At 70.2% G+C, this 26,332-nt stretch carries 31 protein-coding genes; 8 read left to right on the forward strand and 23 right to left on the reverse strand.

All coding sequences use genetic code 11. The features are described 5' to 3' along the window. Positions 1 to 3 precede the first annotated feature (3 nt). Positions 4 to 165: a hypothetical protein gene (locus NOV86_RS15380; protein ID WP_267642498.1), complete on the forward strand. Its 162-nt coding sequence runs from the start codon at positions 4 to 6 to the stop codon at positions 163 to 165. Here the strand turns inward: NOV86_RS15380 and NOV86_RS15385 are convergent. After that, positions 128 to 529: a PPOX class F420-dependent oxidoreductase gene (locus NOV86_RS15385; RefSeq protein ID WP_267642499.1), complete on the reverse strand. Its 402-nt coding sequence runs from the start codon at positions 527 to 529 to the stop codon at positions 128 to 130. The two genes, NOV86_RS15380 and NOV86_RS15385, sit on opposite strands and share 38 nt — an antisense overlap. Before the next feature lie 136 nt (positions 530 to 665). On the opposite strand from NOV86_RS15385, the gene NOV86_RS15390 reads away from it, so the two are divergent. From NOV86_RS15390 to NOV86_RS15405, 4 genes are all read left to right on the forward strand, one after another. Next, positions 666 to 947 (forward strand): winged helix-turn-helix transcriptional regulator, encoded by a 282-nt coding sequence (locus NOV86_RS15390; RefSeq protein ID WP_368408771.1) that lies wholly within the window; start codon positions 666 to 668, stop codon positions 945 to 947. A 183-nt stretch (positions 948 to 1,130) separates the two neighbouring features. Continuing rightward, entirely contained in the window at positions 1,131 to 1,916 is a 786-nt protein-coding gene (locus NOV86_RS15395) for an MBL fold metallo-hydrolase (protein ID WP_267642500.1), read from the forward strand. A gap of 51 nt (positions 1,917 to 1,967) precedes the next feature. Beyond that, entirely contained in the window at positions 1,968 to 2,189 is a 222-nt protein-coding gene (locus NOV86_RS15400; RefSeq protein ID WP_267642501.1) for a PLDc N-terminal domain-containing protein, read from the forward strand. Positions 2,190 to 2,282: 93 nt separating this feature from the next. Continuing rightward, a complete protein-coding gene (locus NOV86_RS15405) occupies positions 2,283 to 2,942 on the forward strand; it encodes a YkgJ family cysteine cluster protein (RefSeq protein ID WP_267642502.1) in 660 nt (219 codons plus the stop codon). Between the two features lie 8 nt (positions 2,943 to 2,950). Here the strand turns inward: NOV86_RS15405 and NOV86_RS15410 are convergent, their stop codons facing one another. The 4 genes from NOV86_RS15410 to NOV86_RS15425 form a co-directional block, all read right to left on the reverse strand. Further along, positions 2,951 to 3,352 carry a TRAM domain-containing protein gene (locus tag NOV86_RS15410; RefSeq protein WP_267642503.1) on the reverse strand — a complete coding sequence of 134 codons (402 nt, stop codon included), beginning with the start codon at positions 3,350 to 3,352 and terminating at the stop codon, positions 2,951 to 2,953. Between the two features lie 106 nt (positions 3,353 to 3,458). Beyond that, entirely contained in the window at positions 3,459 to 5,180 is a 1,722-nt protein-coding gene (locus NOV86_RS15415) for a radical SAM protein (protein WP_267642504.1), read from the reverse strand. Between the two features lie 75 nt (positions 5,181 to 5,255). Further along, positions 5,256 to 5,855, reverse strand: coding sequence for a DUF4397 domain-containing protein (locus NOV86_RS15420; RefSeq protein ID WP_267642505.1), 600 nt, complete (start codon positions 5,853 to 5,855; stop codon positions 5,256 to 5,258). A 127-nt stretch (positions 5,856 to 5,982) separates the two neighbouring features. Next, positions 5,983 to 7,785, reverse strand: coding sequence for a M61 metallopeptidase family protein (locus NOV86_RS15425; RefSeq protein ID WP_267642506.1), 1,803 nt, complete (start codon positions 7,783 to 7,785; stop codon positions 5,983 to 5,985). A gap of 79 nt (positions 7,786 to 7,864) precedes the next feature. On the opposite strand from NOV86_RS15425, the gene NOV86_RS15430 reads away from it, so the two are divergent. Together NOV86_RS15430 and NOV86_RS15435 are read left to right on the forward strand one after the other, a co-directional pair. After that, positions 7,865 to 8,023 (forward strand): DUF7559 family protein, encoded by a 159-nt coding sequence (locus tag NOV86_RS15430; protein WP_267642507.1) that lies wholly within the window; start codon positions 7,865 to 7,867, stop codon positions 8,021 to 8,023. Further along, the gene (locus NOV86_RS15435) at positions 8,020 to 8,490 is read left to right on the forward strand and encodes an Hsp20/alpha crystallin family protein (protein WP_267642508.1); all 471 of its coding nucleotides are present in this window, start codon (positions 8,020 to 8,022) and stop codon (positions 8,488 to 8,490) included. Before NOV86_RS15430 ends, NOV86_RS15435 begins: the two co-directional genes overlap by 4 nt. Before the next feature lie 177 nt (positions 8,491 to 8,667). On the opposite strand, the gene NOV86_RS15440 is transcribed toward NOV86_RS15435, so the two are convergent. The 10 genes from NOV86_RS15440 to NOV86_RS15485 form a co-directional block, all read right to left on the reverse strand. Next, a complete protein-coding gene (locus tag NOV86_RS15440; RefSeq protein WP_267642509.1) occupies positions 8,668 to 9,798 on the reverse strand; it encodes an NAD(P)/FAD-dependent oxidoreductase in 1,131 nt (376 codons plus the stop codon). After that, positions 9,795 to 10,559: a creatininase family protein gene (locus NOV86_RS15445; protein ID WP_267642510.1), complete on the reverse strand. Its 765-nt coding sequence runs from the start codon at positions 10,557 to 10,559 to the stop codon at positions 9,795 to 9,797. Before NOV86_RS15445 ends, NOV86_RS15440 begins: the two co-directional genes overlap by 4 nt. A 99-nt stretch (positions 10,560 to 10,658) precedes the next feature. Continuing rightward, a complete protein-coding gene (locus tag NOV86_RS15450) occupies positions 10,659 to 11,420 on the reverse strand; it encodes a class I SAM-dependent DNA methyltransferase (RefSeq protein WP_267642511.1) in 762 nt (253 codons plus the stop codon). Between the two features lie 102 nt (positions 11,421 to 11,522). Next, entirely contained in the window at positions 11,523 to 12,305 is a 783-nt protein-coding gene (locus tag NOV86_RS15455; protein WP_368408772.1) for a DUF7388 family protein, read from the reverse strand. A 178-nt stretch (positions 12,306 to 12,483) separates the two neighbouring features. Continuing rightward, positions 12,484 to 12,663, reverse strand: a complete 180-nt coding sequence (locus tag NOV86_RS15460; protein WP_267642512.1) for a hypothetical protein — start codon at positions 12,661 to 12,663, stop codon at positions 12,484 to 12,486. 61 nt (positions 12,664 to 12,724) lie between these two features. Next, a complete protein-coding gene (locus NOV86_RS15465; protein WP_267642513.1) occupies positions 12,725 to 13,252 on the reverse strand; it encodes a hypothetical protein in 528 nt (175 codons plus the stop codon). A gap of 79 nt (positions 13,253 to 13,331) precedes the next feature. Continuing rightward, positions 13,332 to 13,907: an NUDIX hydrolase gene (locus NOV86_RS15470; protein ID WP_267642514.1), complete on the reverse strand. Its 576-nt coding sequence runs from the start codon at positions 13,905 to 13,907 to the stop codon at positions 13,332 to 13,334. 63 nt (positions 13,908 to 13,970) lie between these two features. Next, positions 13,971 to 14,438, reverse strand: coding sequence for a DUF7109 family protein (locus NOV86_RS15475; RefSeq protein ID WP_267642515.1), 468 nt, complete (start codon positions 14,436 to 14,438; stop codon positions 13,971 to 13,973). A gap of 30 nt (positions 14,439 to 14,468) precedes the next feature. Further along, the gene (locus NOV86_RS15480) at positions 14,469 to 15,566 is read right to left on the reverse strand and encodes a glycosyltransferase family protein (protein ID WP_267642516.1); all 1,098 of its coding nucleotides are present in this window, start codon (positions 15,564 to 15,566) and stop codon (positions 14,469 to 14,471) included. A gap of 91 nt (positions 15,567 to 15,657) precedes the next feature. Next, positions 15,658 to 16,830, reverse strand: a complete 1,173-nt coding sequence (locus NOV86_RS15485; RefSeq protein ID WP_267643121.1) for an MFS transporter — start codon at positions 16,828 to 16,830, stop codon at positions 15,658 to 15,660. A 164-nt stretch (positions 16,831 to 16,994) separates the two neighbouring features. Here NOV86_RS15485 and NOV86_RS15490 point away from each other — a divergent pair, with 164 nt between their 5' ends. Continuing rightward, positions 16,995 to 17,165 carry an HVO_0758 family zinc finger protein gene (locus NOV86_RS15490; RefSeq protein WP_261650432.1) on the forward strand — a complete coding sequence of 57 codons (171 nt, stop codon included), beginning with the start codon at positions 16,995 to 16,997 and terminating at the stop codon, positions 17,163 to 17,165. 53 nt (positions 17,166 to 17,218) lie between these two features. On the opposite strand, the gene NOV86_RS15495 is transcribed toward NOV86_RS15490, so the two are convergent. The 8 genes from NOV86_RS15495 to NOV86_RS15530 are packed head-to-tail and all read right to left on the reverse strand — an operon-like array spanning position 17,219 to position 26,056. Then, positions 17,219 to 18,307: an aldo/keto reductase gene (locus NOV86_RS15495; protein ID WP_267642517.1), complete on the reverse strand. Its 1,089-nt coding sequence runs from the start codon at positions 18,305 to 18,307 to the stop codon at positions 17,219 to 17,221. Positions 18,308 to 18,349: 42 nt separating this feature from the next. Next, the gene (locus tag NOV86_RS15500; RefSeq protein ID WP_267642518.1) at positions 18,350 to 19,519 is read right to left on the reverse strand and encodes a DHH family phosphoesterase; all 1,170 of its coding nucleotides are present in this window, start codon (positions 19,517 to 19,519) and stop codon (positions 18,350 to 18,352) included. 45 nt (positions 19,520 to 19,564) lie between these two features. Then, positions 19,565 to 20,461 carry an SDR family oxidoreductase gene (locus NOV86_RS15505; RefSeq protein WP_267642519.1) on the reverse strand — a complete coding sequence of 299 codons (897 nt, stop codon included), beginning with the start codon at positions 20,459 to 20,461 and terminating at the stop codon, positions 19,565 to 19,567. Positions 20,462 to 20,521: 60 nt separating this feature from the next. Further along, complete coding sequence (locus tag NOV86_RS15510) at positions 20,522 to 20,959, reverse strand: DUF5791 family protein (RefSeq protein ID WP_267642520.1); 438 nt, start codon at positions 20,957 to 20,959, stop codon at positions 20,522 to 20,524. Next, the gene (locus NOV86_RS15515) at positions 20,889 to 24,245 is read right to left on the reverse strand and encodes a DUF7286 family protein (RefSeq protein WP_267642521.1); all 3,357 of its coding nucleotides are present in this window, start codon (positions 24,243 to 24,245) and stop codon (positions 20,889 to 20,891) included. The genes NOV86_RS15510 and NOV86_RS15515 overlap by 71 nt, the downstream gene beginning before the upstream one ends. Next, positions 24,242 to 25,162 (reverse strand): DUF7284 family protein, encoded by a 921-nt coding sequence (locus tag NOV86_RS15520; protein WP_267642522.1) that lies wholly within the window; start codon positions 25,160 to 25,162, stop codon positions 24,242 to 24,244. The genes NOV86_RS15515 and NOV86_RS15520 overlap by 4 nt, the downstream gene beginning before the upstream one ends. After that, on the reverse strand, positions 25,159 to 25,596 hold the full coding sequence (locus NOV86_RS15525; RefSeq protein WP_267642523.1) for a DUF7285 family protein: 438 nt from the start codon (positions 25,594 to 25,596) through the stop codon (positions 25,159 to 25,161). Before NOV86_RS15525 ends, NOV86_RS15520 begins: the two co-directional genes overlap by 4 nt. Further along, positions 25,574 to 26,056 carry a DUF7283 family protein gene (locus tag NOV86_RS15530; RefSeq protein WP_267642524.1) on the reverse strand — a complete coding sequence of 161 codons (483 nt, stop codon included), beginning with the start codon at positions 26,054 to 26,056 and terminating at the stop codon, positions 25,574 to 25,576. The genes NOV86_RS15525 and NOV86_RS15530 overlap by 23 nt, the downstream gene beginning before the upstream one ends. Positions 26,057 to 26,332: the final 276 nt, after the last annotated feature.

Raw genomic sequence — 26,332 nt, forward strand, 5'->3', positions numbered from 1 at the left:
CATATGCCGACCTGCAAGCACTGCACCGCCGAGGTCGAGACGGAAGACCTCATCCGACACGAACGACGGGGTCTGACGCTGGTCCACTGTCCCGACTGCAACTGCCTGATGGGCCAGTACCGCGACCCTAGTTACCAGTCACCCGAGCCGGTCGAATCCGAATGATGACCCGCGGCCCGGACTCCTCGCCGTGGTTCGGGTACGTGTCTTGCCCCATGTAGCGCTGGGCCAGCTCGTCGATGTGCTCGACCGCGCCGTCCTCGGTGACCGCCACGACCTCGCCCCGCACCGAGAGGAACCGGTACGGGTCGTCCGGGTCGGTCATCTCGATGCCGACCTTCGGGTTCTCGCGGACGTTGCGCTCCTTCCGGCGGCCCCGGGCGGTGTTGACGAGCACGTGGTTCGTCTCGGGGTCGTAGTCGACCCAGACCGGGGTCACCTGCGGCGTCCCGTCGGGCATCAGCGTCGCGAAGTGCGCGAACGTCTGCTTCTCGAACAGGTCGTGGTACTGCTCCGGAATCGGCTCCATGTCCGGTGGTTCGCGCGCCGCGTGGATAAACCGTCGTGCGAACTCTTACCGTGGCATATAATCACTTAATATTATCTTTACTATACCAACTCCCATATAGCCAACCCTTAACACTGACCTCGCGAGACGCAGAGGCATGAGCATGAGTACCGCAGACGACCGTGCCGAGAACGCAGAGGAGACCCTCTCCGACGCCGAATACCGCGAACGCCTCCGCGAGCTTCCCCCGAGCGCGAAGCTCGTCGCCAAGGTCCTGGAGTCCGACTCGCCCCTCTCGCAGGGGCAGCTGGCCGAGGAGTCCCTCCTCCCCGACCGCACGGTCCGCTACGCCCTCAACCGCCTGGAGGACGCGGGCCTCGTCAGCTCGCGCTACAGTTTCCAGGACGCGCGCAAGCAGGTCTACTACCTCAACATCTAGACGACGCCGACGGCGCTCGGCAGGGTCGCCAGCCACGGACCCGGTCGACCCCTCGATTCCGTCCTTTCGACACGCTCCACCCCCGAGCCGTGGCTCCCCGTCCCCGGCACGGTCCTCGCCCCGCCAGCAGTGCGGGCGCCTCCTTCCCCTGTCGTTTTACCTCCCACCCTCCTCTGTCGTCGCATGACCGACGTCGTGCCAGCCGTCACGCGGATCGCCGTCCCGACGGAGACTCGTGCGCCGACCGCCCGGACCAACGCCTACGTGGTCGGCGAGCGCACCGCCCTGCTCGTCGACCCCGCGACGACCAACGAACGCCTCGACGAGGTCGTCTCGACCCACGACGTGCGCCACATCGCGGTGACGCACACTCATTCGGACCACGTCGACGCGGTCGCCCACTATGCGGACCAGACGGGCGCGACCGTCTGGGCACGCCAGGGACACGAGGACGCCTTCACCGCCGCCACCGGCGTCGAGCCGGACCGGACGTTCCGCGAGGGGACGGTCATCCCCGACGTGGGCGTTCGCGTCCTGGAGACGCCCGGGCACGCCCGCGACCACGTCTCGTTCGTCGCCGGGGATTCCATCCTCTGTGGCGACCTCGCCATCGCCGAGGGGAGCGTCGTCGTGGGCGGCGACGGGGCCGACCTGCGCGCCTACCTCACCAGCCTGCGCCGGCTCTGGGCGATGGCGCCCGGCGAACTCTGTCCGGGCCACGGGCCCGTCCTGACCGACCCGCGCGGCCAGTGCGAGCGTCTCATCCGGCACCGGAACCGGCGCGAGCAGAAGGTCCTCGGTGCGGTCGTCGCCGGGGCCGAGACGCTCGACGAGGTGCTCGATTCGGCCTACGACAAGGACCTCTCCGGGGTGCGGGACCTCGCGGCCGCGACGGTCGAGTGTCACCTGTCGAAACTGTCGCGGGCCGGTCGCATCGACTGGGACGGCGAGCGGGCCAGCCCGGTGTAATCGGTTCCTGACACGACAAAGTATTTATGCAACACTCCGGTAGCGTCGGGTATGGCAGGAGAAGCCCTCTTCGTCCTCTTCGCCCTCGCGATGTTCGTCCTGTTCGCCATCGTCCTCCCCATCTGGACGTACAACGATGCCCAGCGGAACAGCTCGCACAGCGGGCTGCTCTGGGCACTGGTCGTGTTCTTCGGCGGCATCATCGGCATCCTGCTGTACTTCATCATCGGCCGCGACCAGACGGGTCCCGGCGGTGCGGCCTCGACGTACTGACCACGCGACCGTCCCACCCCGTTCCCCGTCTCGCCCTGCCCCGCCGCCCGAACGAACCGCTTTTTCCCGCTGGTCCCCGACCACCAGTCACGCATGGAGTCACTCGAAGCCGAACTCGAGCGCGCGAAGGACCTCGACGTGGCCAGCCTCGCCGACGCCATCGAGGACATCGGCTTCGAGTGCACGCGCTGTGGCGCCTGCTGCACGTCGGAGGCCGACGACCCCCACACCGCGACGGTGTTCCCCGACGAGGTCCGTGACCTGCAGGCGACCACGGAGTACGACTGGCGCGACGTGGCCCGCCCGATGCCCTACGGCCTCACCGAGAACCCAGAGGGGGACCTCGAGGGCGAGACGTTCGAGTGGGCCCTCCAGACCGACTCGTGTGGGGACTGCACCTTCTACACCGAGGACGAGGACGGCGTCGGCGCGTGTTCGGTCCACGGGTCGCGGCCCCTCATCTGCCGGACCTACCCCTTCAGCGTCGCCCTCGCGGGGACGAGCCAGCCGATGGGTGAGGCGGTCGACGAGTCTGGTGTCGTCCGTGCCCACGAGTGCGAGGGCCTCGGTCGGGACATCTCACGCGAGGACGCCGAGGAGCTGGCCGCGGCGCTCAAGGAGCGGGCGGTGCGAGAACTGGACGAAGCCATCGCCGTCAGGGACGAGTACGAACCCGCGAGTCCGCGATCTGGCGAGGTCGTCGTCCACGACTCGGAAGGCGCGAAACGACCGGACGGGACGGACGCCGAGTGAGGAGCGACTCAGAAGGTCTCTTCGATGATCTCGCCGACGGCGAAGTTCGACTTCACTTCGGTTATCTCCACCTTGACGCGCTCGCCGACCTCGGCACCGGGGACGATGATGACGTAGCCGCGCTCGACGCGGGCGATGCCGTCGCCCTGCTTGCCGATGTCCTCGATCTCGACGTAGCGTGTTTCGCCGGCTTCCACCGGGGGCTGGGGCTCGGACGGGGCGGCGCTCGTCGTCTCGGTGGTCTCGGCCTCCTCGGCCTCCTCTCGCGCGATGAGTGCGACGCGGTAGGTCGCACCCGGCTCGACGGAGCCGTTCTCGATCTCCTGGCGCGGTACCTCGACGGTGAAGGAGTCGTCGTCCCCCTCTACCTCGGCGCTGAACAGACACAGTAGCTTATCAGATATCTCCACAGTGAGTAGCCTCCATCGAAGTAGACAGGTGGGGTTGTCTTCAAATTTCCGCTGATGCATGAGATGAAAAGGTCACTTCGGCACACGGGCCGGGACGCCCCCGGCCTCAGTCGGCGCCGGACTGCCGTCGGGCGGTCGCGTACTTCGTGAGGTCGACCTCGGCGGTCACCTCGGTCGGGTCGGCGTAGGGGCGGTCGACGATGATGTCGCCCGCGGTCCCCTTGCCGATGCCCGGAATCGCGGTCAGCTCCTTCATCGAGGCGCTGTTGAGGTCGAGGGGGTAGGGCACGCCCGTCACCGAGCGATAGCCGTGGTCGACGAGGGCCACGTCGACGGTCTGGCCGAGGTCGTACTCGCCGGGGAGCCCCACGAGCAGCGGGTAGGTTCCCAGCTGGCGGCCGAAGGTCGTCCCGTCCTCGTGGTACTCCAGGTGCACGTCCTCGAGGATGGTCCCCGGCGGCGCGAGGCGCTGGAGCATCGGGTTGTCGATCTCCTCGCGCACCTGCTGCTTGTAGGACTTGAACAACTGCTTGTGGTCGTGGGCGATGTGGGCGCCCTCGCTGTTCATGTCGGTGCCGGCGAACGTCATCACCTGCCGGATGTTCACACGCCGGAGCATCAGGCCGGCGTCGTACACCCGGTGGAGGAAGTCGAGGTTGTGCTGGAACGTCTCCTCGCGCTCGGCCTTCAGCCCGTGGAGCAGGTTGATGCCCGGGAGGAGCTTCGGGAGCCGACGCGGCGCGTCGGGCCCGGTCGAGGGGCCGGTTCCGGGCTCGTCACCCGGCCGCCAGCCACCCTCCTCGTTGACGATCTTCACCGCCTGGAACGCCTCCTCGGCGGTCACGTTGAGGTTGTTCGCGTCCTGCACCTGCGGGTCGGCGGATTCGAGGCCGAAGGCGGCCGTGTCGCCGGGGGTGTTGTGCTTCGCGATGATGCGGATGCCCTCGCGCGACAGTTCGGGCCACTCGACGACCGTAATGGGGTTCATGTTGTCGAGATGGAGCGTCCCGAGGTCGGGCGCGACCTCGCGGATGCCGCCGTACAGCTCGCGCAGGGCGTCCGGGTTCGGCTTCTCGCCGTCGCCGCCGTAGGCGAGGATGTCGGCCTGCCGGCCCAGCCGGAAGTGCCGGGCACCACGGTCGTACAGCTCCTCCACCTCACCGATGACGGAGTCGGGCTGGCGGAAGGAGGGATTCCCGTACAGCGGTTCGGTACAGAACGAGCACCGGTACGGGCAGCCACGCGAGGTCTCCATCTCGCAGATGAGGTACTCCGGGTGGTTCGGGTGCTGTTCGATGACGAACGCGCCGTCGGCGGCCCAGCGGTCGATCTCCTCGTTGTCGCGCATCCGGTTGTTGAAGCCCTCCAGCCCACTCTCCACGAGGTCGTAGGCGGCGGCCTCCACGTCGCCCTTCGCCACGAAGTCGTAGTCGAGGTCGTCGCGTTCGGTCTCGGTCGCGCCGGCGTTCTCGTCGCCGACGCCGAACTTCACGGGGCCGCCCATCAGGGTCGTGCCCTGTGCGGTCCAGGCGAGTTCTTTCACCTCGTCCGGTTCCGCGGGCGTGCCGCCGACGTACTTCCCGGGGACGGTCATCCCGCCGAGGTAGCACATGAGGTCGGCCTGTTCGACCTCGGCCCACAGCATGCGGTCCTCGCGCAGTTCGTCGATGGTGAGGTACGTGATCTGGTCGGCTGGCACCCCCGCGTCGACCAGCGCCCCGGCGGTGTACCGGGGATAGGTCGAGATGTAGGGCGGCACCCCGAAGTGCGCCGGCTCGTCGACGTAGCCGTCGACGATGGTGACGTCGAGTGTCGCGGGGTCGGTCATGTTCCAAGGTGGACGCCGAAGCGGTAAAACGAGTGCGGAACTCCTCGTGGCCGTCGACAGAAAAAACGAACCAGGTCAGGGCGCGACCATCGGCTGGTGGTCCAGCGTGATGATGGCGTCGAGCGAGTCGTCGCTCAGCTGCCCGACCGCGAACGCGGTGTAGGTCTTGCCGGCCTCGACGGTGACGTCGGGGACCGACAGGACGGGCTTCTTCTTCCCGGCGGGCATGACCTGGAGTTCGTAGCTGCCGGCGTCGACGCTGGCGTAGGCGCCCGCCTTCCCGAACGGCATCTCGGTGAACAGTTTCGCGCCGTCGAAAGCCACGTCGACGCTGGGGGCGTCGGGGGCCGCGTGGACGAAGCGGACCCGGCCCGCGTTCGCCTTCTCCTCGTTCTTGTCGTTCAGGACGAGGGTGTCGATGTCGGCGAGCGTGCCGATGGCGAGTATCGTGAACTCGTGGTCGGCCTCCAGCTCCAGGGACTTCTCGATGACCGGCTGGTCCGGCTTACCGGCGGGGCAGATCTTGACGTCGTGACTGCCCGCGGGCAGCTCCATGTAGTCGCTGACGTTCTTGAACGAGACGTCCGAGGCGACCGTCTCCCCGTCGACGATGACGTCGACGGCCGGGGCGTCCGGTGAGCAGTGCCCGATGCGTACTTGCGTGTTTGTTGCCATAGTACTCCCTCCGTGGGCAGGTGTCTAGTGGCGCCTCGCCGTATTCAGGTCGTTGTCATCCGGGGAGTCAGGTCACCGCGTGGTAACGTTGCGAGTTGACAGGACGACGTGGGCTTCGGCGACTGGTTCACTCGCGCCGAGCCAACAGGGTGCTGGTGCCGAGCAGTACCAGTGCCGCCACCATCCCGGCCACGCCGAAGCCCGGAATCGCGCTCTCGGAGCCACCGTCGGTCGCGGTGGTGGTCTCGGTCGTCGCCGGGGCGGTTGGAGTCGGGGTCGTCGTCTCTCCGTCGCCCGGCTCTGCCGTCTCGGTCGCCGTCGCGGTCTGTATCGACGCATCGGTGGGCGCGGCGTCCTCGCCGTCGGGCACCCCGTCGCCGTCGGTGTCGGGGTCGGTCGGGTCGGTGTTCGTGTCGTAGCGCTCCGTGCCGTCGTCGAGACCGTCGCCGTCGGTGTCCGCCTCGGTCGGGTCGGTGCCCGCGAACTCTATCTCGGTGCCGTCGTCGAGGCCGTCGCCGTCGGTGTCCTTCTTCGCGGGGTCGGTCCCGAGTTCGCGCTCGCGCTGGTCGTCGATGCCGTCGCCGTCGGTGTCGGGGTTCAGGCGGTTCAGGCCGAGGCGGTTCTCCTCGGCGTCGGTGATGCCGTCGCCGTCCGAGTCGAGCGGGCCCTCGGGTTCGGCGAACAGCGAGCGGTTCTCCGGCACGTCGGGCACCGCGTCGGTCGTGACGTAGCGCTCGACCCACCCCCGCAGGGACTCGTCGCCACTCACGTCGACCACGGCCTGCTGGAAGTTGGCCACCGTGACCTCCTCGTCCCGGACGTTCAGCAGGTAGAACACGTCCTCGAGGGTGTTGTTCCCGTTCGTCGCCTGCCGGATCTCGGCGTCGAGTGCGGCCAGCACGCGCCGCCCCTTCGTGTACTCGGCGTACTCGGAGGTCCACTTGCTCTGTGCGCTCAGGCGGGAGGCGGCGTCACGGTCGGTCGAGACGTGGGTGTAGAACTCCTCGAAACTGATGCGCCCCTCCTGGTAGGTGAGCAGGGCGGTCGTGTAGTCGGCGCTGCCCTCGAAGAACCAGTCCATCTTGTGCGTCGTGGTGAACCGCTGGCGGGTGTGGATGTACTCGTGCACCCAGACGTTGTCGGGGTCGTTCACCGCCGAGGAGTGGTGGACCCACATGTCGGTGTTCCCGGCCTGCAGGCCGCCCAGACGTATCGGGTCTGGCGCGGCGAAGACGCGGATGTCCCTGTCGCCGTGGTGGACCTCTAGTTCGTCCATCGCGTACGTCAGCGTTCCGAACACGTCGTCGGCGTCGACGACACCGGTCGCCTCGGGGATGACCAGCGTCATCGTCCGCCCCTCGGACGTGTAGGTCCGCGCCTCGTGCGGCCCGAGGAAGGCCATCCGGTCGCCGACGACGCCCTCGCCGGCGGCGCGGTACGTCGTCGGGAGGGTGTCGTCCTCCCAGGAGTGGTACGTCTCGGCACCCGTGGTGAAGAAGCGCGCGGGGAAGCGGGTCGGCACCAGCGCCCACGACCCCTCGTCGTAGAAGTTGTAGCGATTGAACAACTGCTGGTTGGCGTCTATCTCGATACGGATGCTCGGGGCGGCCGTCTCGCCGTCCCAGGTGTACGCCCAGGCCCCGCCGCTGCGCTCGAAGCCATCGCGGTCGACCACCACCGCGGTCTCCGGCAGGGCCACGTCCAGCCCGGTGACGTTCGCGGCCACCTGGAACTCGGCGGTCAACTCGACGTTGCCGGGGTCGTCCGGGGTCAGGTGGACCGTGAGTGTTCGTTCGACCGCTGTGCTGTCGTCCAGCGAGGCCGCCGCCGACGGCGCGGTGTCGGCAGCAGCCGGCGCAGCCGCCGGTCCGGCGACCGATGCGACGAGGAGGACCGTCACGACGACGACGCTATGCCACGTGGTGCCCATCACCGATATGTTCGCCAAGTCGAAGAAAAGCGTTCCGCCCTCCGAAAACTGTTTTCCCCTGACGGCCGAACTCCCGGGTATGCCAGCGACGATGGAGGTCAAGTGTACCGACGGCGAGTGTGAGCTGGACATGTTCGAACTCCACTACACGTACGACATGCCCGACGACACCACGGTCGGTGACTTCGTCTGCCCGTACTGCCAGGGGAGCGACTGCCTGGAGGAGATCGAGCTATGACGCTGCGGGACATCGGCAAGACGGTCAGCGATTCCGTCCTCAAGCAGGTCGGCCGCGCCGCCAGTCAGGTGCAGGAGAACCGACCGCTCCCGGTCGACGTCCTCGAGTCCGACGACGCCTACCTCGTCGTCTTCGACGCCCCCGGCGCGACCCAGTCCGACGTGCAGGTCCGCTACATCGAGGGCGCGGTCGAGGTCCGCATCGACCGCTTCCGCCAGTTCTACGAGGAGTTCGAGATGCGCGTCCCCGGCCGCGGCATGTCCCTCGACGGGCACGCGAAGCTCCCGGCCGACGCGCTCGTCAACGCCGAGGACGCGAAGGCGACCCTCCGGAAGAACGGTACGCTGGAGATCGAGATTCCGAAGGAAGAAGGCGGGGAAACCGAGGAATCGGGCGACACCGTCACCATCGCCGAACCCGACGAGGGCGACGACGAGCCGTTCGACGACGAGGACTTCGACGAGTAATCTCGCTTCTCGGTACTGCTCACGGCTTCGCCCTTCGCGTTCGAGGTTCTCACTCGCAACGCTCTCTGAATCTCGCTACTCTTCGCGGCTTCGCCGTTCGTTTCGAGAGTCCTCCTCCCAGTCGGACACTCGCTATTCCTCGCGGCTTCGCCGCTCGCTCCCGAGGTTCCTCACTCGCTACTCCACATCCATCCCTTCGACGATCTCGAACGCCTCGTCACCCTCGAACCGGGTCGGGTCGAACGGCTCGATGCCCTCGTCGCCGAGAATCTCCGCAGCGACGGCTTCACCCAGCGCGGGCGACCGCATGAACCCGTGGCCCTGGAAGCCGGTCGCGACGTAGAGCCCGTCGCGAACCTCGCCAAGCAGGGGGTCACGGTCCGGCGTCGCGGTACAGAGGCCGGCCCAGGACCGCTCGACCTCGGGTGACTGGCCGATGCGCCGGTCCAGCCCCTCGGCCATATCGTCCAGGAACCAGTCGTCGGCGTCACGGTCCCACTCGTCGGGGTCAGCCTCGACCTCCTCGGTTCCGTCGCCCGCGAGCAGCCCTTCTGGGTGGGGCCGGAGGTAGAATCCGCCGGTGGCGTCGTAGCAGATGGGGACCGCGAGGTCGTCGCTCGCGGTCAGTGCCTGCACGCGGTAGGGCTTCATCGCGATGGGGGCCCCGGCGTCGGCGAGCAACTGTTTCGAGTGCGCGCCGGCGGCGACCAGCACCGCGTCGAACTCCTGCACTGCGTCTTCGCCATCGGGAACCACGCCCGTCGGGTCGGTGCTGAGGTCGACCGGGGTGTCCGTCCGAACCGTCGCGCCCTCCGCCTCGGCCTTCTCGGCGAGCAGCGGGGGGTAGGTCTCGGGGACGACGTGGGCCGCGTCGTGGGCGACCGCGGCGACCGCCACGTCGTCGGTCCGGAGGTCGTCGAACTCGGCTGCGAGGTCGGCCGGGTCGACCAGTTCGACGTTCCGGCCGTTGGTCTGCATCCGGGGGACCTGCTCGCGGATGGCCTCGGCACGTCGCTCGTCGCCCTCCCGGGCCAGCCAGACGTAGGGCCACGGCGTCAACTCGAAGTCGCCCTGGCCGTCGAACGCCCGGAAACGCTCCATGGCGCGCTGGGCGACCGCGGCGTCGACGTCCTCGGCGAAGGCGTCGTAGCAGATACCGGAGGCGCGCCCGGTGCTCCCGCCGGCGATATCGCCCGCCTCGAACAGGGTCACGTCGGCGCCGTCGCGCGCGAGGTCGTACGCCGCAGTGGTGCCGACCGCACCGGCCCCGACGACGGCGACGGTCTCCGGACCCTCCGATTCGGTCATCGGTGCGCCTCCGGCAGCAGCGCCTCGAACTCGTGGCCGGCGAGCCAGTCGACCAGCGCGTCGAGGTCGTCGGTCGCCTTCTCGAACAGTTGCTTCCCGGCGCCGGGCGAGCCGGCGGTGGGGTGGCCGACCGCCCCGGACTCGGAGAAGTCCGCGGTGTCGAAGCCGACGTTCGCGCCGTGGACCGACTTGCCCCACGAGTCCGCCGCCCCGTCCTCGGCGTCCTCCAGGTTCTCCTCGCGGACGAGGTCCGGTTCGACGTGCATCACCATGCTCGTCTCGACCTCGTCGGCGTGGCCGATGCCGGACTGGCCGAACAGTTCCGCGTCCAGCCCCTCGAGGTTCGACCACCAGTTCCACGGCGCGGCGAAGGCCGTCTCCTCGCGCCGGAGGCGGCGAGCCGCGCGGGTGATGGCGTCGGTGTTGCCGCCATGGCCGTTGACGATGACGGCCTTGCGGACGCCGTGGCTGGCGACGCTCGCCAGCACGTCGCTCACGTAGTTCTCGAAGGTGTCGGGGTGGGTCCAGAGCGTCCCGTCGAACTGGCGGTGGTGCTCGCTGACGCCCACGGGGAGTGTGGGCAAGCAGACCGCGTCGTCGCGGTCGGAAACGGCGTCGGCGACCGCCTCGGCCGCCATGAAGTCGGTTCCCAGTGGCAGGGCGGGGCCGTGCTGTTCGACGCTGCCCGTCGGCAGGAGGGCGACCTCGGCGGAGTCGAGGCGGTCGCGGAGGGTCGTCGTCGTGTGTCGCGCGAGGTGCATACCGGAGGTGCAGGCGGGCGTGTGGTAAACCTTCTGCCGCCGGGCGATTCCCTTCCGGAACCGCAGCAGTCGGGGGCGTGCTCGCCGTCCTGCAGGGACCTACTTCACCGCGTGGAGCGTCGTCGGGCCGTCGCCGTCGTGTATCGCCACCTGCGAGAACCCGGCGTCGGCGAACGTCTCCCGCAGTGCGTCGGGGTCGTGGAACCGCCCCTCGAAGACGGTCCCCATCGTCACCTCGCGGTCTTCGGCCTCGTCGCGGATGACGAACTGGTAGGTCGTGGTGTAGTGCCCGTCGGCGGACGTGAGGGCACTGGTGGAGTGACGCTCGACCGAGTACCGGTCGGACTCGGCGGTCTGGACGTCCCGGCTCCCGTTCTCGACGTCGTCCGAGAACGGCTGGAAGAAGGTCACGAAGGCGCCGTCGTCCCGGAGGCTCTCGCACGCGTTCTCGGCGAGGGCCGCGACCTCCCGGTCGTCCGTGAGGTGTAACATCCCGCCCAGCAGCACCGACACGTCGAACACCAGGCCGTCGTCGGCCGCCGACCACGCGGTGAAGTCGGCCTCGCGGACCTCGGCCGTCGTGACGCGCTCTCTCGCCACCGCGAGCATCGCCTCGTTCACGTCGATGCCGAGGACCGTCTCGTACTCGTCCTCGATGCGCGTGAGCAGCGGGCCGGTGCCACAGCCGAACTCGAGCACCCGGGTGGTGTCCTCGGGTTCGTATCGCCGGAGCAGTCCGACCTGTGCGTCCCTGTCGAGGACGCGCGAGTGATAGAAGTCGTAGAGGGCGGGGTACTCGTAGAAACTCCGGGGCCGGTGCGGGTCCTGTTCGAGGTCCTCGATGACGGCGTCGAGCGGCATGTACCGGCTGCTTCCGGCGCCGAAAAGATAAACGATGTTGCACGTCTGGCGACCAGTCAGCACCACCGCGAGGGGCCACGGAGCCGACGCGCCGACGGCGGGTCAGTTCAGGAACTCGTCGAGCCCGCGGGCGGGGTAGCCGACCACGTAGTCGGCGCCCAGTTCCTTCAGCTCCGCAATCCGGTCACGGACCGTCGCGGTGTCGCCGACGAGCGCGAAGTCGGTGCTCGCCTTCAGCAGCACCTCGCGGGCCCGGCCGGTCGCCGAGGAATCCGTCGCGCAGTCGTCGGGCAGCGCCCGGGCGACCGCGCCGCGGCGGGCGACGTACCCACCGACCGCGTCCAGCACCGCGTCGTCGTCCTCGGTGAGGACGGTCGGCGCGTAGATGGCGACCTCGCCGGCGAACCCGGCGTCGCGCATGGCGCGGAGGTCCCGCGCGGTCGAGCGCGACAGCAGTTCGAACTGGGTGCCGCCGGCGGCCATCGCGATGCGCTCGATACCCTCGGTGCCGACCCACGCCTCCGAGTCGACCTTCCGGGCCGCGCCGAGGCGGGGCGCGATGGCCCGGCCCTTCTCCTCGTCGGTGAGGTAGGCGGGGTGGCCGGCGACGAGGATGCGCCGGATGTCCTCGGGGAGGGTCCGGGCCAGCGAGTCGTCGCCGAGGGGGTCGAACCCGTCGGCGCGGACCGGCGTGGTGACCATGACCTGCGAGTGCTCGGCGAGGTCACGCAGGACCGACGCGTCGGGCAGGTGCTCGCGACCCTCGTAATCGACCGCGAGCATGTCCACGTCGAGGCCGACGGCTGCCGAGATGTCGACCTCCTTGGGCTTGAGCGCGACACCGTCCAGTCCGGTCTTCGGCAGGGTGACGCCTCTTGTCAGCAATCTCCGACACCTCCGCTACAGCAACAGAATAGTTGACTATCGGGCGAGTGGAACTCGATCCATCGTCTGGGCGACCATGTACTGATAGGCAGGCCAGCATCCGGCATAAGCGTGTCGGAGCACACGAAGTATCGCCGTGGGAAGCCGATACCCGCACCGTCACGCTGTCACCCGGAACTCACTCCGGCGACCACTCGCACGACGCCCCGTACGTGAGCTGCTCGTCGTCGATGTACGCCGCGAGACAGGCGTAGTTGCAGAACGGTTTCTCGCCCTCGCGTCCGGCTTCGACCTCGCGGACGTACACCGGGTCGTGGCGCTCGACGTCGCTCTCACAGTAGACGCAGGTGGTGGGCACGGTACTCGGAGAGAGGACCGCGACGGGCAAGAAACCCGCCACGAGGGCAAAACCCCTGGCCTCAGGGAAGCGAGTACGTCGCGACCAGTTCCAGCGCCTCCTCGTCCGGCCCGGCGGCCTCGGGCTGTGCCACGACCGAGAACGCCCAGTGGCCGCGTTCGAGGTCGACTCGGTCGACGACGGTCTCGCCGGCGACCCCCTCGCGGTTCGGGCCGAGCAGCCAGCTGTACCGCGCCGACGGCCGGAGCCGGGCCTGCACCGGCCAGCGCTGGGCCGGGGCGACCCGGGTCCACCCGGTCCCGGTCCACTCGTAGAGGGTCCAGGAGTTGACGCCGACGAGCCACGGCGCATCGGTCGTGTTCTCCACGACGACCCGGACCGAGTCGACCCGCGTCTCTGCCCCGACCGAGGTCTCGACCGTGACGGTCATCGGAGCCTCCTCGCCCGGGCAGACCGTCCGGTCGGCCGCGGCCTCGAACGACGGACAGGCTGCTGGCTGCGGGTCGGACTGTCCCAGGCCGTAGGCCACCAGCGGACTCGCGAGTGCGGCGGCCGCCCCGAGTTCGGCGAGGACTGCGCGGCGATTCACGGAAGCGGGTTCCGGGCCGGGAGAGAAAGGGTTTGCGTCGGGTGTCGCGTCGGTCTGTCGGTTGCCCTGCCGAGACGCCTCAGATGCGGCGGTCCAGCCGCATCGGCGCGCGCCAGTCGGTCGTCAACTCGAGCAACTGCACGAGGATCCGCCCGGTCGCACCCCAGACGGTATAGCCGTCGACGTGGAAGTAGTGGATGACGATTTCGCCGTAGTGCGGGTGGTCGCGGTGCTCGTACTCGTAGTTCTCGTCGTCGAGCAGGGCCGCGACCGGCAGGACCGCGACCTCGGCGACCTCGCGCTCGTTCGGGTCGTACTCGCGGTCGGGCGCCATGCCGACGAAGGGCGTCACGGCGTACTCGGTTATGGTCCGGATGTCGTCGAGGCGGCCGACGAGGTCGACCTCGTCGGGGTGGAGCCCGATCTCCTCGTAGGCCTCGCGGAGTGCGGTCTCCCGGATGTCGACGTCCCCCGGCTCGTTGCCGCCGCCGGGGAAGCTCATCTGCCCGGGGTGTTTGCCGAGGTGGTCGGCGCGCTTCGTGAACAGCAGGTGGTACTCGCCGTCCCGTTCGATGACGGGGATGAGCACCCCGGCATCGTGTTTCTGGTCTCCGATGGGGCGGGGTGTGAACTCGGCGACGCGACGCAGGTCCATCGAGCAGACATACGCACCAGAAATGTAAAGCATTCACCCTCCCTGTGAGGTTTCCACTCCGGCTCAGAGCCGGGCGTCGAGCCGGTTACGGATGCCGGTGCAGTCCACCGGCGCCCACGCCTCGAGGTCGTAGCTCACGTCGACCAGTTCGCGCATGCGGTCGGTGTCGCCGCCGGCGAGGGCCGCGGTCGCCTCGTCGTCGAGGGTCTCCCGGACGGCCTCGCCGAGTGCCTCGCGGTCCACGTCGCGGGGCTCGACGTCCATGATGTGGGGCAGGTCCTCGCTGTGGGGCGGTTGCTCGGGGAACGCCCGCGGCCCGGCGACCAGCAGGGGTTTCTCGGCGGCGTCGCTCTCGTACTCGACCAGATGGTAGCTCGAGATGGCCGAATCGAGCGTCTCGCCGGCGTCGGCGCCGTCCAGTTCCTCGCCCTCGCGGTAGGCGAGTTCGGAGAGCGCCTCGTACAGTTCGTCCCGGGTGAGCCCGCCGAACAGCTCCACGACACCGGCGAGTTCGTCCTCACTGACGCGCATAGGTGACCAGATGTCACCGAGAACAAAGATTCATTCGACTACCCGGGCCGTCGCCTCGGCCGCGGCGGCCGCCACGTCCCCGGGGGTGAGGGGAGCGTCTGCCCACGCCGGCAGCCGGGTGTCGACGGCGGGTTCGACGACCGCGTCGGCGTAGGTCGCGACCTGCTCGCGCTCGCCGGCCGCGTCGAAGTCGAGGCCGTTGAACCGTGCGTCGGCGGCGTACTGCCGGACCAGCGCGGTCGCGGCCTGCTCGTAGCGCGCGGGCAGCGTCTCGAAGTCGGGGTCGATGCCGTGGTCGGCGAGCGCGTTGAACAGCGCCTGCCCGACCTGCGTCGACATGTCCGAGAGGCCGGTCGGGCCCGACACGGAGCGATGGTCGTGCTCGTGGCGGCCGAGGTCGACCTGGGCGGTTCCCTCGAAGCCGGCGTGTTCGTAGGTGTCGGCGAGGACGCCCACCTCCAGCCCGAAGGCGCGCTGGGCGCGAACCTGCCGGGCGAGGTCGGCCGTCATGGCGAACTCGCCGGCCAGCGCGTACCGGAAGGATTCGAGGTAGTCGAGGAACGGGTGGTCGTGGGCGTCGTCGAGCGCCCGGACCAGCGGCGTGTAGAACAGCCGGAAGAGCCGGCCGTACAGCCGGTTGTTCTCGACGCGGGCGTAGTAGCCCTTCGAGAAGTCGAAGCCCTGGTCGAGCGGGGAGAGCAGTCGCGGGACGTGGGACTCGCTGTAGGTCTTCGCGTCGGCGTCGTGGACGACGACGTAGTCGGCGCGCTCGGCGGCGAGGCCGAGGGCCAGCCAGACGTCCCGGCCCTTGCCGAACCCGTTCTCCAGGCCGTGCTCGTGCAGGAGGTCCGAGACGGCGTCGGCCGAGCACCACAGCAGGTCCACGTCGAGGTCGAACGAGCCGAGCCACTCGTGGAAGTCGGGCACCCGTTCGGCGGGCGCGCGGAGGGGGACGATGACGGCGGCGGGGTCGACCGCGGCGAGCGTCGAGAGCACCTGCTCGGCGGCGAGGCCGGCGTACTCCCGTTCGGTCATGGGGACCACGACGGCGGTCCGGTCGGTCGGCGCGTCCGGCCGGGGGTTCGTGAGGTCGTGGAGCGTCGCGATCCGCTCCTGGACGTACTCCATCATCCGGGGGTCGGGACCGGAGTCTAAAAACGACCGCGACTTGGGACACGGGTTGCCGACTTTCACGATACCGCACCGGTCCGGAAGCGGGTCAGGACGCGCCGGTCGGCAGCCGGTCGAGCCGGTAGAGGACGAGCAGGCCCGCGAGGATGCAGAACAGGAGGACCGCGAACCCGCGGTAGACCAGGTCGTACCGCACGCCGAGGTCGACGAGGGTCCCGACCGTCACGCTGCCGGCGGCCTGGAAGATCATCATCGAGCCGGAGTAGATGGCGTAGGCCGACGCCCGGTTCTCGTCGGGCAGCGAGTCCAGCAGGAACGTGTCCATCGCCGGGAAGGCACTGTGGATGACGTAGCCGAGGACGACCGTGACGAGGACGATGGGCAGGAACCCCGAGACGTACGTCAGCGCGAGCAGGCAGGTCGCGAACGCGCCGAGGACCGCGAGCAGCAGGGGCACGTGGGGGATGCGGTCGGCGAGGTCGCCCGTGAGGAAGAACGCGGGGACGCCCGCGAGGAACACCAGCGTCAGCAGGGTGCGTCCCTGGGCGGGCGCGAGCCCCTTCGCGACCGAGAGGTACCGGACGTAGAGGTTGAACAGGCCGTTCCAGACGAACCCGGTACCACCGAGCACGACGAAGCCGGTCAGGATGATGCGCCACTGGCGCTTCAGCGCGACGAGCAGGTCCCGGTCGGCCGCGCCCGCGGTCGGCATCGCGGACCGGCGAGCCACCAGGTAGAACGCGACGGTCGTCACGGCCGCCACGACCGCGATGGTGAGTATCACCACGCGCCAGGCCGCGAGGTCGCCGAGCGCGGGCACCTGCCACGAACTCTGGACCAGTACCAGCCCGACGAACAGCGGGGCGGCCACCGCCGCGAGCTGGCTCGACATCCCGTGGATGCCGATGGCCCGGCCGACGCGCTCGGGGAACAGCTCGCTGACGAGGGGGTTCGCGGCGATGAAGTACGCGCCGCTGGCCAGCCCCATCAGGAACGCGCCGAGGTAGACCATGGTGAGCGAGTCGGCGAACGCGGTGAACGTCGTCGCGGCCGTGAGGACCACCCCGGTCCCCAGCACCACCCGGTGTCGTGGCACCCGCGTCAGCAGGTAGCCCGTCGGGATGCGCGGGAGCGCGCTGCCGACCCACGCCAGCGTCGCGATGAGCCCGACCGCCCCCTCCGAGGAGATGGTGAAGGCCGCCCGGAAGGGGTCGAGCAGCGGCGCGAAGACGACGCGGGCGAAGTTGACGAGGAAGACCATCGCACAGAGCGACCCGAACACGCGCCAGCGACGGATGTCGTCGCCCTCGCGTGTGTCGGTCTGTGCTGTCACGTTCGACAGTTCCGGGTGGACCGGTTCAAAGTTTTCGAATCGAAAGTCGAGACACCACGGTACTTTTGGCCTCCCCCATCGTAGCGCCGCCCATGAAGTCGGTCAGGAAAGCCCTACGCGACGGTACGCTCGAGAAAGACACGTACGAACGCCTCAACTGCGCGGAGTGCGGGAAGACGTTGAAGACGAAGAACGACCCGGACGCCATCGGCACGGTCCGAACGTGCCCGGACTGCGGCGGCGAGTGGAAGGAGATCAGGTAACGACAGGGTCGCGGGGGCGTTTCTGTTCTTTCAGTCCGTGAGCGACCGCGTTCTCACTCGAACGTCGCGTCGAAGGCGTCCGCGCCCATCGGGTCGAACGTCCCGGCGGCGACGTTCTCCTCGACGTGTTCGGGCCGGCTCATGCCGACCAGCGAACTCGTCACCCCGGGGGCGGACCGCGCGAAATTGATGGCCTTCTGGACGGTGGAATCGCCGGAGAGCTTCGCGCCAACGTCCTCCGGCAGCTCGGCGGTGAGGTCGCCCTGCAGGATGGACGCGCTGGTGAACACGTCGAGGTCGGCCTGGTGGGCGAGCGCCAGCGTGCTGACCGCCCCGTCGGCGGAGGACTGGCCCTCGACCGTGAACGCGTCGGCCATGTGGACGTTGAAGGGCAACTGGACGGCCCGGAAGTGCGTCGCGGCGTTGCCGACCGTCTTCGCGGCCGACCGGGCACGCCCGACGATCTCCGCCAGCGAGAGATAGGAGTCGTGCTCGGGCGGGACGCGGAAGCACTCCCACGTGGCCACGCCGTAGTGCTGGATGTCGCCCTCGTCGGCCCGTCGCTCCAGTCGCTCGAACGTCGCCTCGAGCTGGTCGTAGACGGCCTCGCGGGACCGGTCGGCGAGTTGCGTCTCGGGGTTGTGGACGTAGTAGAGGTCGACGTGGTCGAGGCCGAGGTTGTCGAGCGACCGGTCCAGCTGGTCGTCGATGTAGTCGGGGGCGATGCAGTGGCTCCCGCGCACGAGGTCGTCGGGGTCGGCGATGCCCGAATCCACGTACTCGGACTGGACGTACTGGCCGGGGTTCGCGGGACGCTCGCCGTCGAAGGGGACGAACCCACCCTTCGTGGCGACCAGCACCGCGTCGCGGTCTACGTCGGCGTCCCGGACCGCCTCACCGACGACGCGCTCGGAGCGCTGGCACCGGTAGTTGATGGCGGTGTCGACGACGTTCACGCCGGACTCCAGCGCCGTCACGATGGACTCGTGGTAGCGCTCGTCGACCGCGTCCGTCGGGTCACCGAGGTAGGTTCCGAGGCCGATGCTCGAGACGAGACCGTCGCTGAAGCGCCGGAAGTACGTCCGGCCGAACGACTCGTGGAAGCGGTCGCGGTAGGCCCACGTCGCCGTCTTCGTAACCATAGCCGCCGTTTCGGGCGTCGGGGAGAAAAGCCGACCGTTCGGTCACTGGCGCGCGCCGGCCAGCACGTCGAACAGCATCTGCTTGAACTGGTCGCGGGAGACGCCCTTCGACGGACCCAGCCCCTCCATGTGGTCCTTCGATATCTGGCCGCCGCCCATCCGGGCGTGGCCGCCGGCCTCGGCCATCGGGATGTCCGAGACGACGTTCCGGAGGGCCTCGCCCATGTGCAGGCGGTCGTCGCGCGAGCGCCCCGACATGTGGATGGTGCCGTCCTTCTCGCCGTAGACGACGACCGCGGAGACGCCTTCGAGGTGCATCAACTCGTCCGCCGCCTGCGGGATGGCGTCGACGTTCGGGATCGCGCCGAGGTCGCAGACGCCGAAGGGACCGTCGACGTCGACCTCGTGGATGGCCTTCGCCTTCGTCTTCAGCACCTCGCGGGGGACCTGCGGGTTGGCGATACGGTCGAGCAGGTCCTCGTTCACGGCCGGGTAGAGGTAGCTGCTCGCGCTGAACTCGGCGGGCGAGCACCCCTTCGTGAGGTGGTTTGTGTCGGCCTGGATACCGTAGACCATGCCGGTCGCGGTCCGCGACGGGAGGTCGACCCCGTCGCCGCTCCCGTTCCCGATGGACGCGTCGAGGTCGTCGAAGTACTCCGCGAGGATGGTCGCACACGCGCCGTAGTCGGTCCGGATGTCGGTGAACGCCGAGCCGGTCCCGTTGCCGGGGTGGTGATCGACGACCGCGTACGGTTCGACCCCCTGCGAGCCCTGGAAGCCACGGGGCGTGTTGTGGTCGACGAGGACGACGGCGTCGCCGGCCAGGTCAGCCGCCGTCTCGATGTTCTCGACCTCGAGGTCGAGGACGGTCCGGAACGCCCGGTTCTCCTGGTGACGTATCTCGCCGGGGAACTGGAGGGTCGCGTCGACGCCCGCGTGTCGACAGAGCTGTGCGACGGCCATCCCACAGGCCATCGCGTCCGGGTCGGGGTTGGGATGGAGGAGGACGCTCACCGCGTCGTTTCGACGGAGGGCACGGAGGAACCGTTCGCCCTCCGTCCGGCGGAGGCGGTTGACGCCGGCCCACCCACCGACACCGAGGACCAGCAGGCCCGCGACGACCCCACCCAGCATCATCGGGTCTGCCGTCGCGGACTCGACGACGCCGGCGGCGCGGGCACCCAGGGCCGCCGGGCTGACAACGAACCACATATTCCAGTTCTCACGGGCGACCGGTAAGAAGGTTCCCCAAACCCGTCACGAATGTCTCTCGCGGTACAAATCGACCGCCTGACGGTATCCTTCCCGGAACGTCGGATACCTGAACTCGTAGCCGAGCCCCCGGAGTTTCTCGTTCGAGACGCGCTTCGAGGTCCGGAGCCGGCGCTCTGCGGCGTCGGAGAGGTCGCCCCCGGCGAGGCGCTCCTCGATGGTCTGTTTCGGCGGTTCGTCGACGCCGCACTGCTCGGCCAGCCAGTCCGCGAACGTCCACTTCGAGACGGGTTCGTCGTCGGTGACCTGGACGACCGCGCCGGGGGCGAGGTCCTCGGCGAGGAGGTACGCCACCGCGCCGGCGGCGTCCTCGCCGTGGACCATGTTCAGGTAGCCCTCGGTCACCGGGCCCTCGAGGTAGCGCTCCAGCCGGTAGCGGTCCGGGCCGTACAGGCCGGAGAAGCGGGCGACGGTCCCGTCGATGTCGAACGCCTCGCCCGCCGAGAGCGCCAGTTCCTCGGCCGCGACCAGTACCTCGGTCTTCGGCGTGGTCGGCGAGAGCGGCGTCTCCTCGGTCACCCAGTCGCCGTCGTGGTCGCCGTGGACGCCCGTGCTGGAGGTGTAGACGAGGCGGTCGGGCGGGTCCTCGCGAGACGAGAAGTGCGAGAGGGCGGTCCGCATCCCCGCGACGTAGATCCGGCGGGCGGCGTCGGCCCCGCGGCCACCGGTGCTGGCGGCGTAGACGAGTGCGTCCACGTCAGGGACCGCCGACAGCGAATCCGCATCGAGCAGGTCGGCCTGGACGGCGGTGAACCCCGCGTCCTCGATGGCCGCGAGTCCGTCCTCGGAGCGCCTGACGCCGATCGCCTCGTGGCCGGCGTCGGTCAGTTGGCGCCCCAGTTCGAGTCCGACGTACCCGCAGCCGAGAATCGCGACACGCATACGGGTCGACGTTGGGTGTCCCCACTCATACCGGTACCGCTGTGCGAGAGAACGGCCGGGTCAGCGCTGCTTGCTCGCGATGACGTGCTGGACGTGGACGAACTCGTGGAACGACATCGGCGCGCGCCGTTCGATCTTCTGCTGGACGTCCTTCGGGTCGAGGTCGAGGTCCGAATCGAGGTCGGCCGCCACGGTCTCGATGTTCATCACGCCCGTCGACATCCCGAGCAGGAGGTGCTCGCACGCCATCTCGACGACCGTGTCGGGGTCGGCGACGCCCTCGGCCAGCGATTGCACCTCGGCGGCCTCCTCGAGGCTGAAGTCCGTGGGCAACTCGCCCTGTGCCAGTTGCTCGACGCTCGCCCGGTCCAGTCCGGTCGAGCCGACGACCGTGTCGACCCCGACGGACTCGACGACCGCGGCGAGGTCATCGGCGTACTCGGATTCGAGGTCGGCGGGCGTCAGCCCCGAGACGTCCATCCGCTGTTCGTGGAACATGTCGGGAGGCTTCGGCGGGGGCGTACAAGGGCTTGCTGTATCGTGCCGAATCCTGCCGCGTCGTCTCGTTCTCGTCCTCGCTGCCGTGGCTATCACCGTCGGCTTCATCACGCGGCGGCCAGACCGTCGGCCCCGGGTCTGGCCAGCCCGGCGAGCGCTCGTCCATGTTCCCGTCGAAGTCGCCGACCCCGTTCCGCCCGGGCGGAACGACCACGAGGACGCCGACCCGGTTCTCGAAGGTGACGCGGTCGGCCCGGCCGAGGCGCTCGCCGGCACCATCCCCGTCGAGGTCCACCGAGACGGCGCTGCCGTCGCGGCTGTAGACGAACGAGCCACCGGGGTCGTCCGGGCCGCCCTGCCGGGCGCGGACGGTGAACCGGGCGTAGGTCCCGCGCACGTCGACGACCCAGACGTTGACCGTCGCGACCCACGAGTAGAACGGGACGAGCGGGAGGCCGGCGAACACCGAGTACATCGACTCGTTGCCGTACTTCGACGCCCGCGCACCCCGGTCCCGCCCGGCGGCATCGGCCACCGTGGCTGCCTTCTCGATGGCGTCCTGTCTCGCCCGGAGGAAGCCGACCGCGTCCGCGACGACCGCCTCGTCGGGTCTGGCCGTCTCGGCCCGGACCGCGTCCCGTATCGACACCCGCGCGAGGACGGTCTGCTCGTCGCGCCAGCGGTCTGTCTCGGCGCGAGCAGACCGGGCGAGGACGCTCTCGGCGACCGCGGGCGCCAGCGAGCCGTTCATCGCGGCCTGTGCCCGCGTCGCGGTCGTCGGCCAGCGGTCGAGGGCGGCCGCCACGGCCGACTCGGCTTCGGGACGTCTGAGGTCGGTCTCCGCGGCGAGGTCCGCGGCGACGCGGTCCTGCACGTCGCCGAGGGCCGACTCGACAGAGGCGGCCAGTTTCGCCCGTTTGCGCCGGGCGGCCTCCTCTTCGAGGAGTGGTGCGGCGTACTCCATCTCGACGAGGGCGCGTGTCGCGACCCGCAGGTCTGTCGAGGCGGACCCCCCGCCACCACCACTGCCGCCCCCGCCGCCCACGCCCGCAACCGTGTCGGCCGCATCGCCGTAGGGGACGGTGAACAGGTTGACGTTCCGGGCGACGAGCGGGTGGTAGCCCGAGGAGTGGATGGCCGGGGCCCGGTGGCTCTCGACCGCGTTCAGGACGAGGTACGAGGGGACGCCGTCGACGGAGAGCTGGACCGGGCCGGTGGGGCCGCCGTGGCCGAACCGGCGGCTCTCGGGGACCGTCGCCTGCGCCTGTGCGTCCATCGTCGCCGCCACCCCGTCCAGTGAGAGTCCGTAGTCGCCGAGGACGCTCCCGAGGCCAGCGCGGGCCTGCGTGGTCGACTCGGCGCGCTCGCGCAGTTCCGCGCGCACCCGGTCGAGGTAGACGATCCGGGCCGCGACGCGGGCGCGCTCGGACACGCTGTCGTACGATTCAGGCGCATCGACGAGGGCGGCCTCGCGCTCGCGGATGCGCTCCGCGAGGTCGAGTGCCGGCGTCGCCGTCGTCGCGAGGTCGCCCCGCGCGTGCTCGACCGAGATGTTCCGGACGGTCTCGCGGAGTGCCGGCAGGCCGCGGTAGACGGACGACTCGATGCCCACGGGCGGTTCCCCGGTGAGCCGCGTCTCGCCAGCGTCGAGGCTACCGGTGGCGGCCCGTTCCGCCAGCGCGTCGGGACCGCCACGGTCCGCGACGAGGTCGCCGGCCCCAGCGCGCACGTCGACCAGGTTGCCGCCGCCGAGAGGCCCGGGTTGCTCGAAGACACCGGCGATGGGGCCATCGGGCCCCGGGGCAGCTGGTGCGGGCGTGGCCACCACCGCGAGGCCGACCCGGTACCGGCTGCCGTGGTCCGCCGTCGTGACGCGCGTCTCGGGCGAACTCCGGTTCCAGTCCAGGGCGTCGGACCGGTTCTCGGTCTGCCAGCGCCACGTCGTCGTCCGGTCGACGGTCACGACGCGCTCGTCGCTCTGGAGTCGCGACTGTCGGGGCCCCGGCGCCGGCAGGGCTGCCGTGCCCGGGGCGGCCGCCACCGACGTCGCCACGGTTCTGTCGACGAGTTCCCATCCTGGTCCCGGCGACTCAGGAGCCGGCTCGGGGTCGGACGAGACCAGGGTCACGCGACTCCTGATGGCCACGTCCGCACTGTAGGTCTCCGCGATGACGTCGGCAAGCGTGGGGCCGGCCCCGTCAGAGGACCCCTCCGAGTCGGCCAGCAGTGCGCGAAACGCATCGTCGGCGCTCTCGTTCACGCCGACGCGGACCGGGTCACCGGCGGTCGTCTCGGGCGTCGTCGGTTCGGGAATCTCGGGGGCGGCGTTGGCGAGCGTCCCGTCCGGGTCCCCGAGGACGAGGTCGAGCCAGCCCTCGGGGGACATCCCGGTCTCGACGGTCTGGGCCTGCCCGAGGGCCTCGCTGGCGAGGATCCTTGCCCGGGCCCGGCCGAGGGCGCGCGTCCCGGCGTCGTCGGGCCGGCCGAAGCTCCCCTGCTGTGTCGCGAGGGCGGCCTCGTTGGCCGAGAGCGAGACGTAGCTCGAGGAGAGCACGTTCGACACGGTGCCGCCGTCCTGCCCCTTCTTGCCGGCCGAACTCGTGCCGTACTGGACGTAGCCCCGGGCCCACGCCCAGGCGTACAGGCGGGCGGCGAACTGCTGGCCGAAGCCGGGGCCCTCGGTCGGGCCGCGGTTCAGCCGCGCCTCGAAGTCGGCCACCCGGTCGTGGACGAGCAGGACCGGCGTCGCGGCGGTGAACCGGACAGTGCGCTCCTCGACGGCGACCACCCGCCCACGAGCGCGAATCCGGACCGTGATGTTCTCCACGCGGACTCGCATCGTCCCGTTGCCGGTCCGCTGGAGATGGACGCGCTCTTTCGCCAGCCGGGCCGTGACCGGATCGGAGATGCGGGGCAGGCTCGCGGTCGCGCGGGCGCCCCGGACCCCGATGTCGACCCGTCCGAGCGCGGCCTGTGCCTGCCGGTAGACCCGGAGCCGGAGCGCGTCCCGGAACGGCGTCGAGTCGTTCAGAATCCGGCCGTAGGGCGTGTCGGCCGTCGAGAGCACCGGGTTCGCGCCGGCGTTGACACTCGCCCGCCGGACCGCGCCCCGGAGCGCCGCGTTCACCGCGGCATCGGCCCGGTCGGCGGCGAGGTCGGCCGCGGGCGTGGTACCGCCGGGTGCCCGGGTCGCGAGGGTGCCGACCAGCGCCGCGCTACTGACCAGCAGGAACACGCCGACGAGGGCGAAGGGGACGCGGGCGCGCTCGTCGTCTGCCAGTCTCATCCGGACCACGTCCTGACGGTGACGACGACGGTTCCGGGGCTGGCTGCGGAACCAGCCGCCGCCGGGGAGTCGTACCGGCTGCGAAGCGCCTGTTCGACCCGCGGCGCGAGGGCGGCGGCCAGTCGCTGGTTCGCCCGGTGGGTGTCGGCCTCCTCGAGCGTCCCGTCGAGGTCGGTCCCGAGCAGGCCGGCCGCGCGGCGGTACCGGTACGCCGTGAGGCGGTCGGTCGGGTACTCCCCGAGCAGGGCGAGGTGACTTCTGTCGGGCGGGAACAGCGTGCGGACCGTCGTCGCGGCGGTCCGGTAGCCGACGCGGTCCCAGTCGCCTGCTGCCGTCGACGCTTCGATACCTGGCTCGACCGCGACGCGGAGGCTCGCCGCGTGCACGTCGGCAGTCCGGGGCGGTGAGGTCCCGACGGTGACGCGACCCCAGACCGGGGCGGGGCCGGGGCCGGGGCCGTGACCGGTCGGCCGCCAGGTCGCGACGACCTGCCACTCGTGGTCGAGGCCGGCGAGTCGGCGGCGCGTCGCGTTCTCGACCGCGCCCTCGAACCCGTCGCCGGCCTGTGAGATGGGTCGACCATCGACCGTCGCGTTGGCGACCGCGGCCCTCGCCAGCAGGTCGGCCAGCGAGCCGTGGGCTTGCCGGTCGAAGGCCGCGCCCTCGGTGTCGGGGAAGGGCACGACCGACTGGTCGGCCCGTGTCGCGCCGGGTGCGAGCGAGTACTCGACCGTCGCGGTCGTGCTCCCGAGGAGTTCGGCGGCGTGGTCGGCGCTGGTCGGGTCCGGGGCCGTCGGCGCCTGAGCCGTCGTCAGGACGAGGACGCTCGCGGAGACGAGCAGCAGGCAGAGGCTCACGTCGAGGACGGTGCTGACGCCCCGCGAACCGGTCCACGCACCTCTCATTCTACCCCTCATTCCCACACCTCCACGCGCAGGGTGCCACTCACCACGACGCCGGGTTCGAGGCGCACGCTGACCGGCCGAGCCGCGGTCGAGACGTGCGGCGGCGATGCGGGGCCGACCCGCCAGCGTTCCCCCTCGGCGATGAGCGTGACGGCGACGTGGTAGCCGTCGGGGCCGGTCCCCGCGGCGGCCGTGAGGCGGCCCGGGTCGGCGACCCCGTCGGGGGCGACCGCCGCGTGGGCCTGCCGGAGCGTCGGTGTCGCGAGGTCCCGCTGGCCCGTCTCGTCGCCGCCGACCCGCGCCAGGGTCGCATCGAGCCCCCCGGCGAACAGCGCCAGCCCGACACAGACCGCGAAGACTGCGACGAGGGCGGCGGTCGGTTCGACCTGGGCGCGGCTGTTCGACCGTCGCGCCGCCGGCTGCTCACGCATCGACCAGCGTGACATTCGTCCCCTCCCAGTGGACGCGGGTGATCCGGATGCGGGCTGGCGCCTGCCGCCACGTCGCGTCGCGGGACTCCGTCCGCTCCCGAGCCTGCTCGACCGCGCGGGCGAACGCGACTGGCGAGTCGAACACGCTCGATGGCGGGTCGCCTGTCGCGACGCGCTGGAGCCGCGAGTCGGCCGCGACGGGAACGACCGGCCCGAACCCGAAGGTCGCGTGGGTCGTCCCGCCGGCGTTGCGGAGCGAGAGCCGGTGCGGGTCGAGTCGGACCGCGCTCGCGTCGACCGGATGCTCGGCGGTCGTGGGATACGAGGCAGCGGCGACCGCGTCGACGGTGTCGGCGGCCGCGGCCGCATCGGGCGCCGGTCTGGTCGGGAGTTCGACGGCGACGCCGGCGACGGCGAGGCTCGCCGCAGCGAGGCCGACCCAGCAGTACCACGCGTCTATCGGGAGGTCTGGCATGCCGATGCTGGCCGCGGGTTCGTATTTGAAGGCTTGGCTGTGCAGAGTGTGTGAGCAGTCTCGCCGGAGTCTGTGAGTTCAGTGCTGGCGTGCTGGCGATTCCGGTGAAGTGGCGACGCGCAGCGTGCTCGCGCCGGCGGAGATGGAGACCGAACCACACCATCCCTAGCCGACCCCCTCCGTTCCGCAGGCTCCACTCCGGTCGTCCACCGTGAGAGCAAGCTCTCACGAGCCCGCACTCGCAGGCTCGTGCGGACCTCGCGCGCTTCCACCTCG

It is taken from the genome of Haloarchaeobius amylolyticus, from assembly GCF_026616195.1.
GTDB lineage: Archaea > Halobacteriota > Halobacteria > Halobacteriales > Natrialbaceae > Haloarchaeobius > Haloarchaeobius amylolyticus.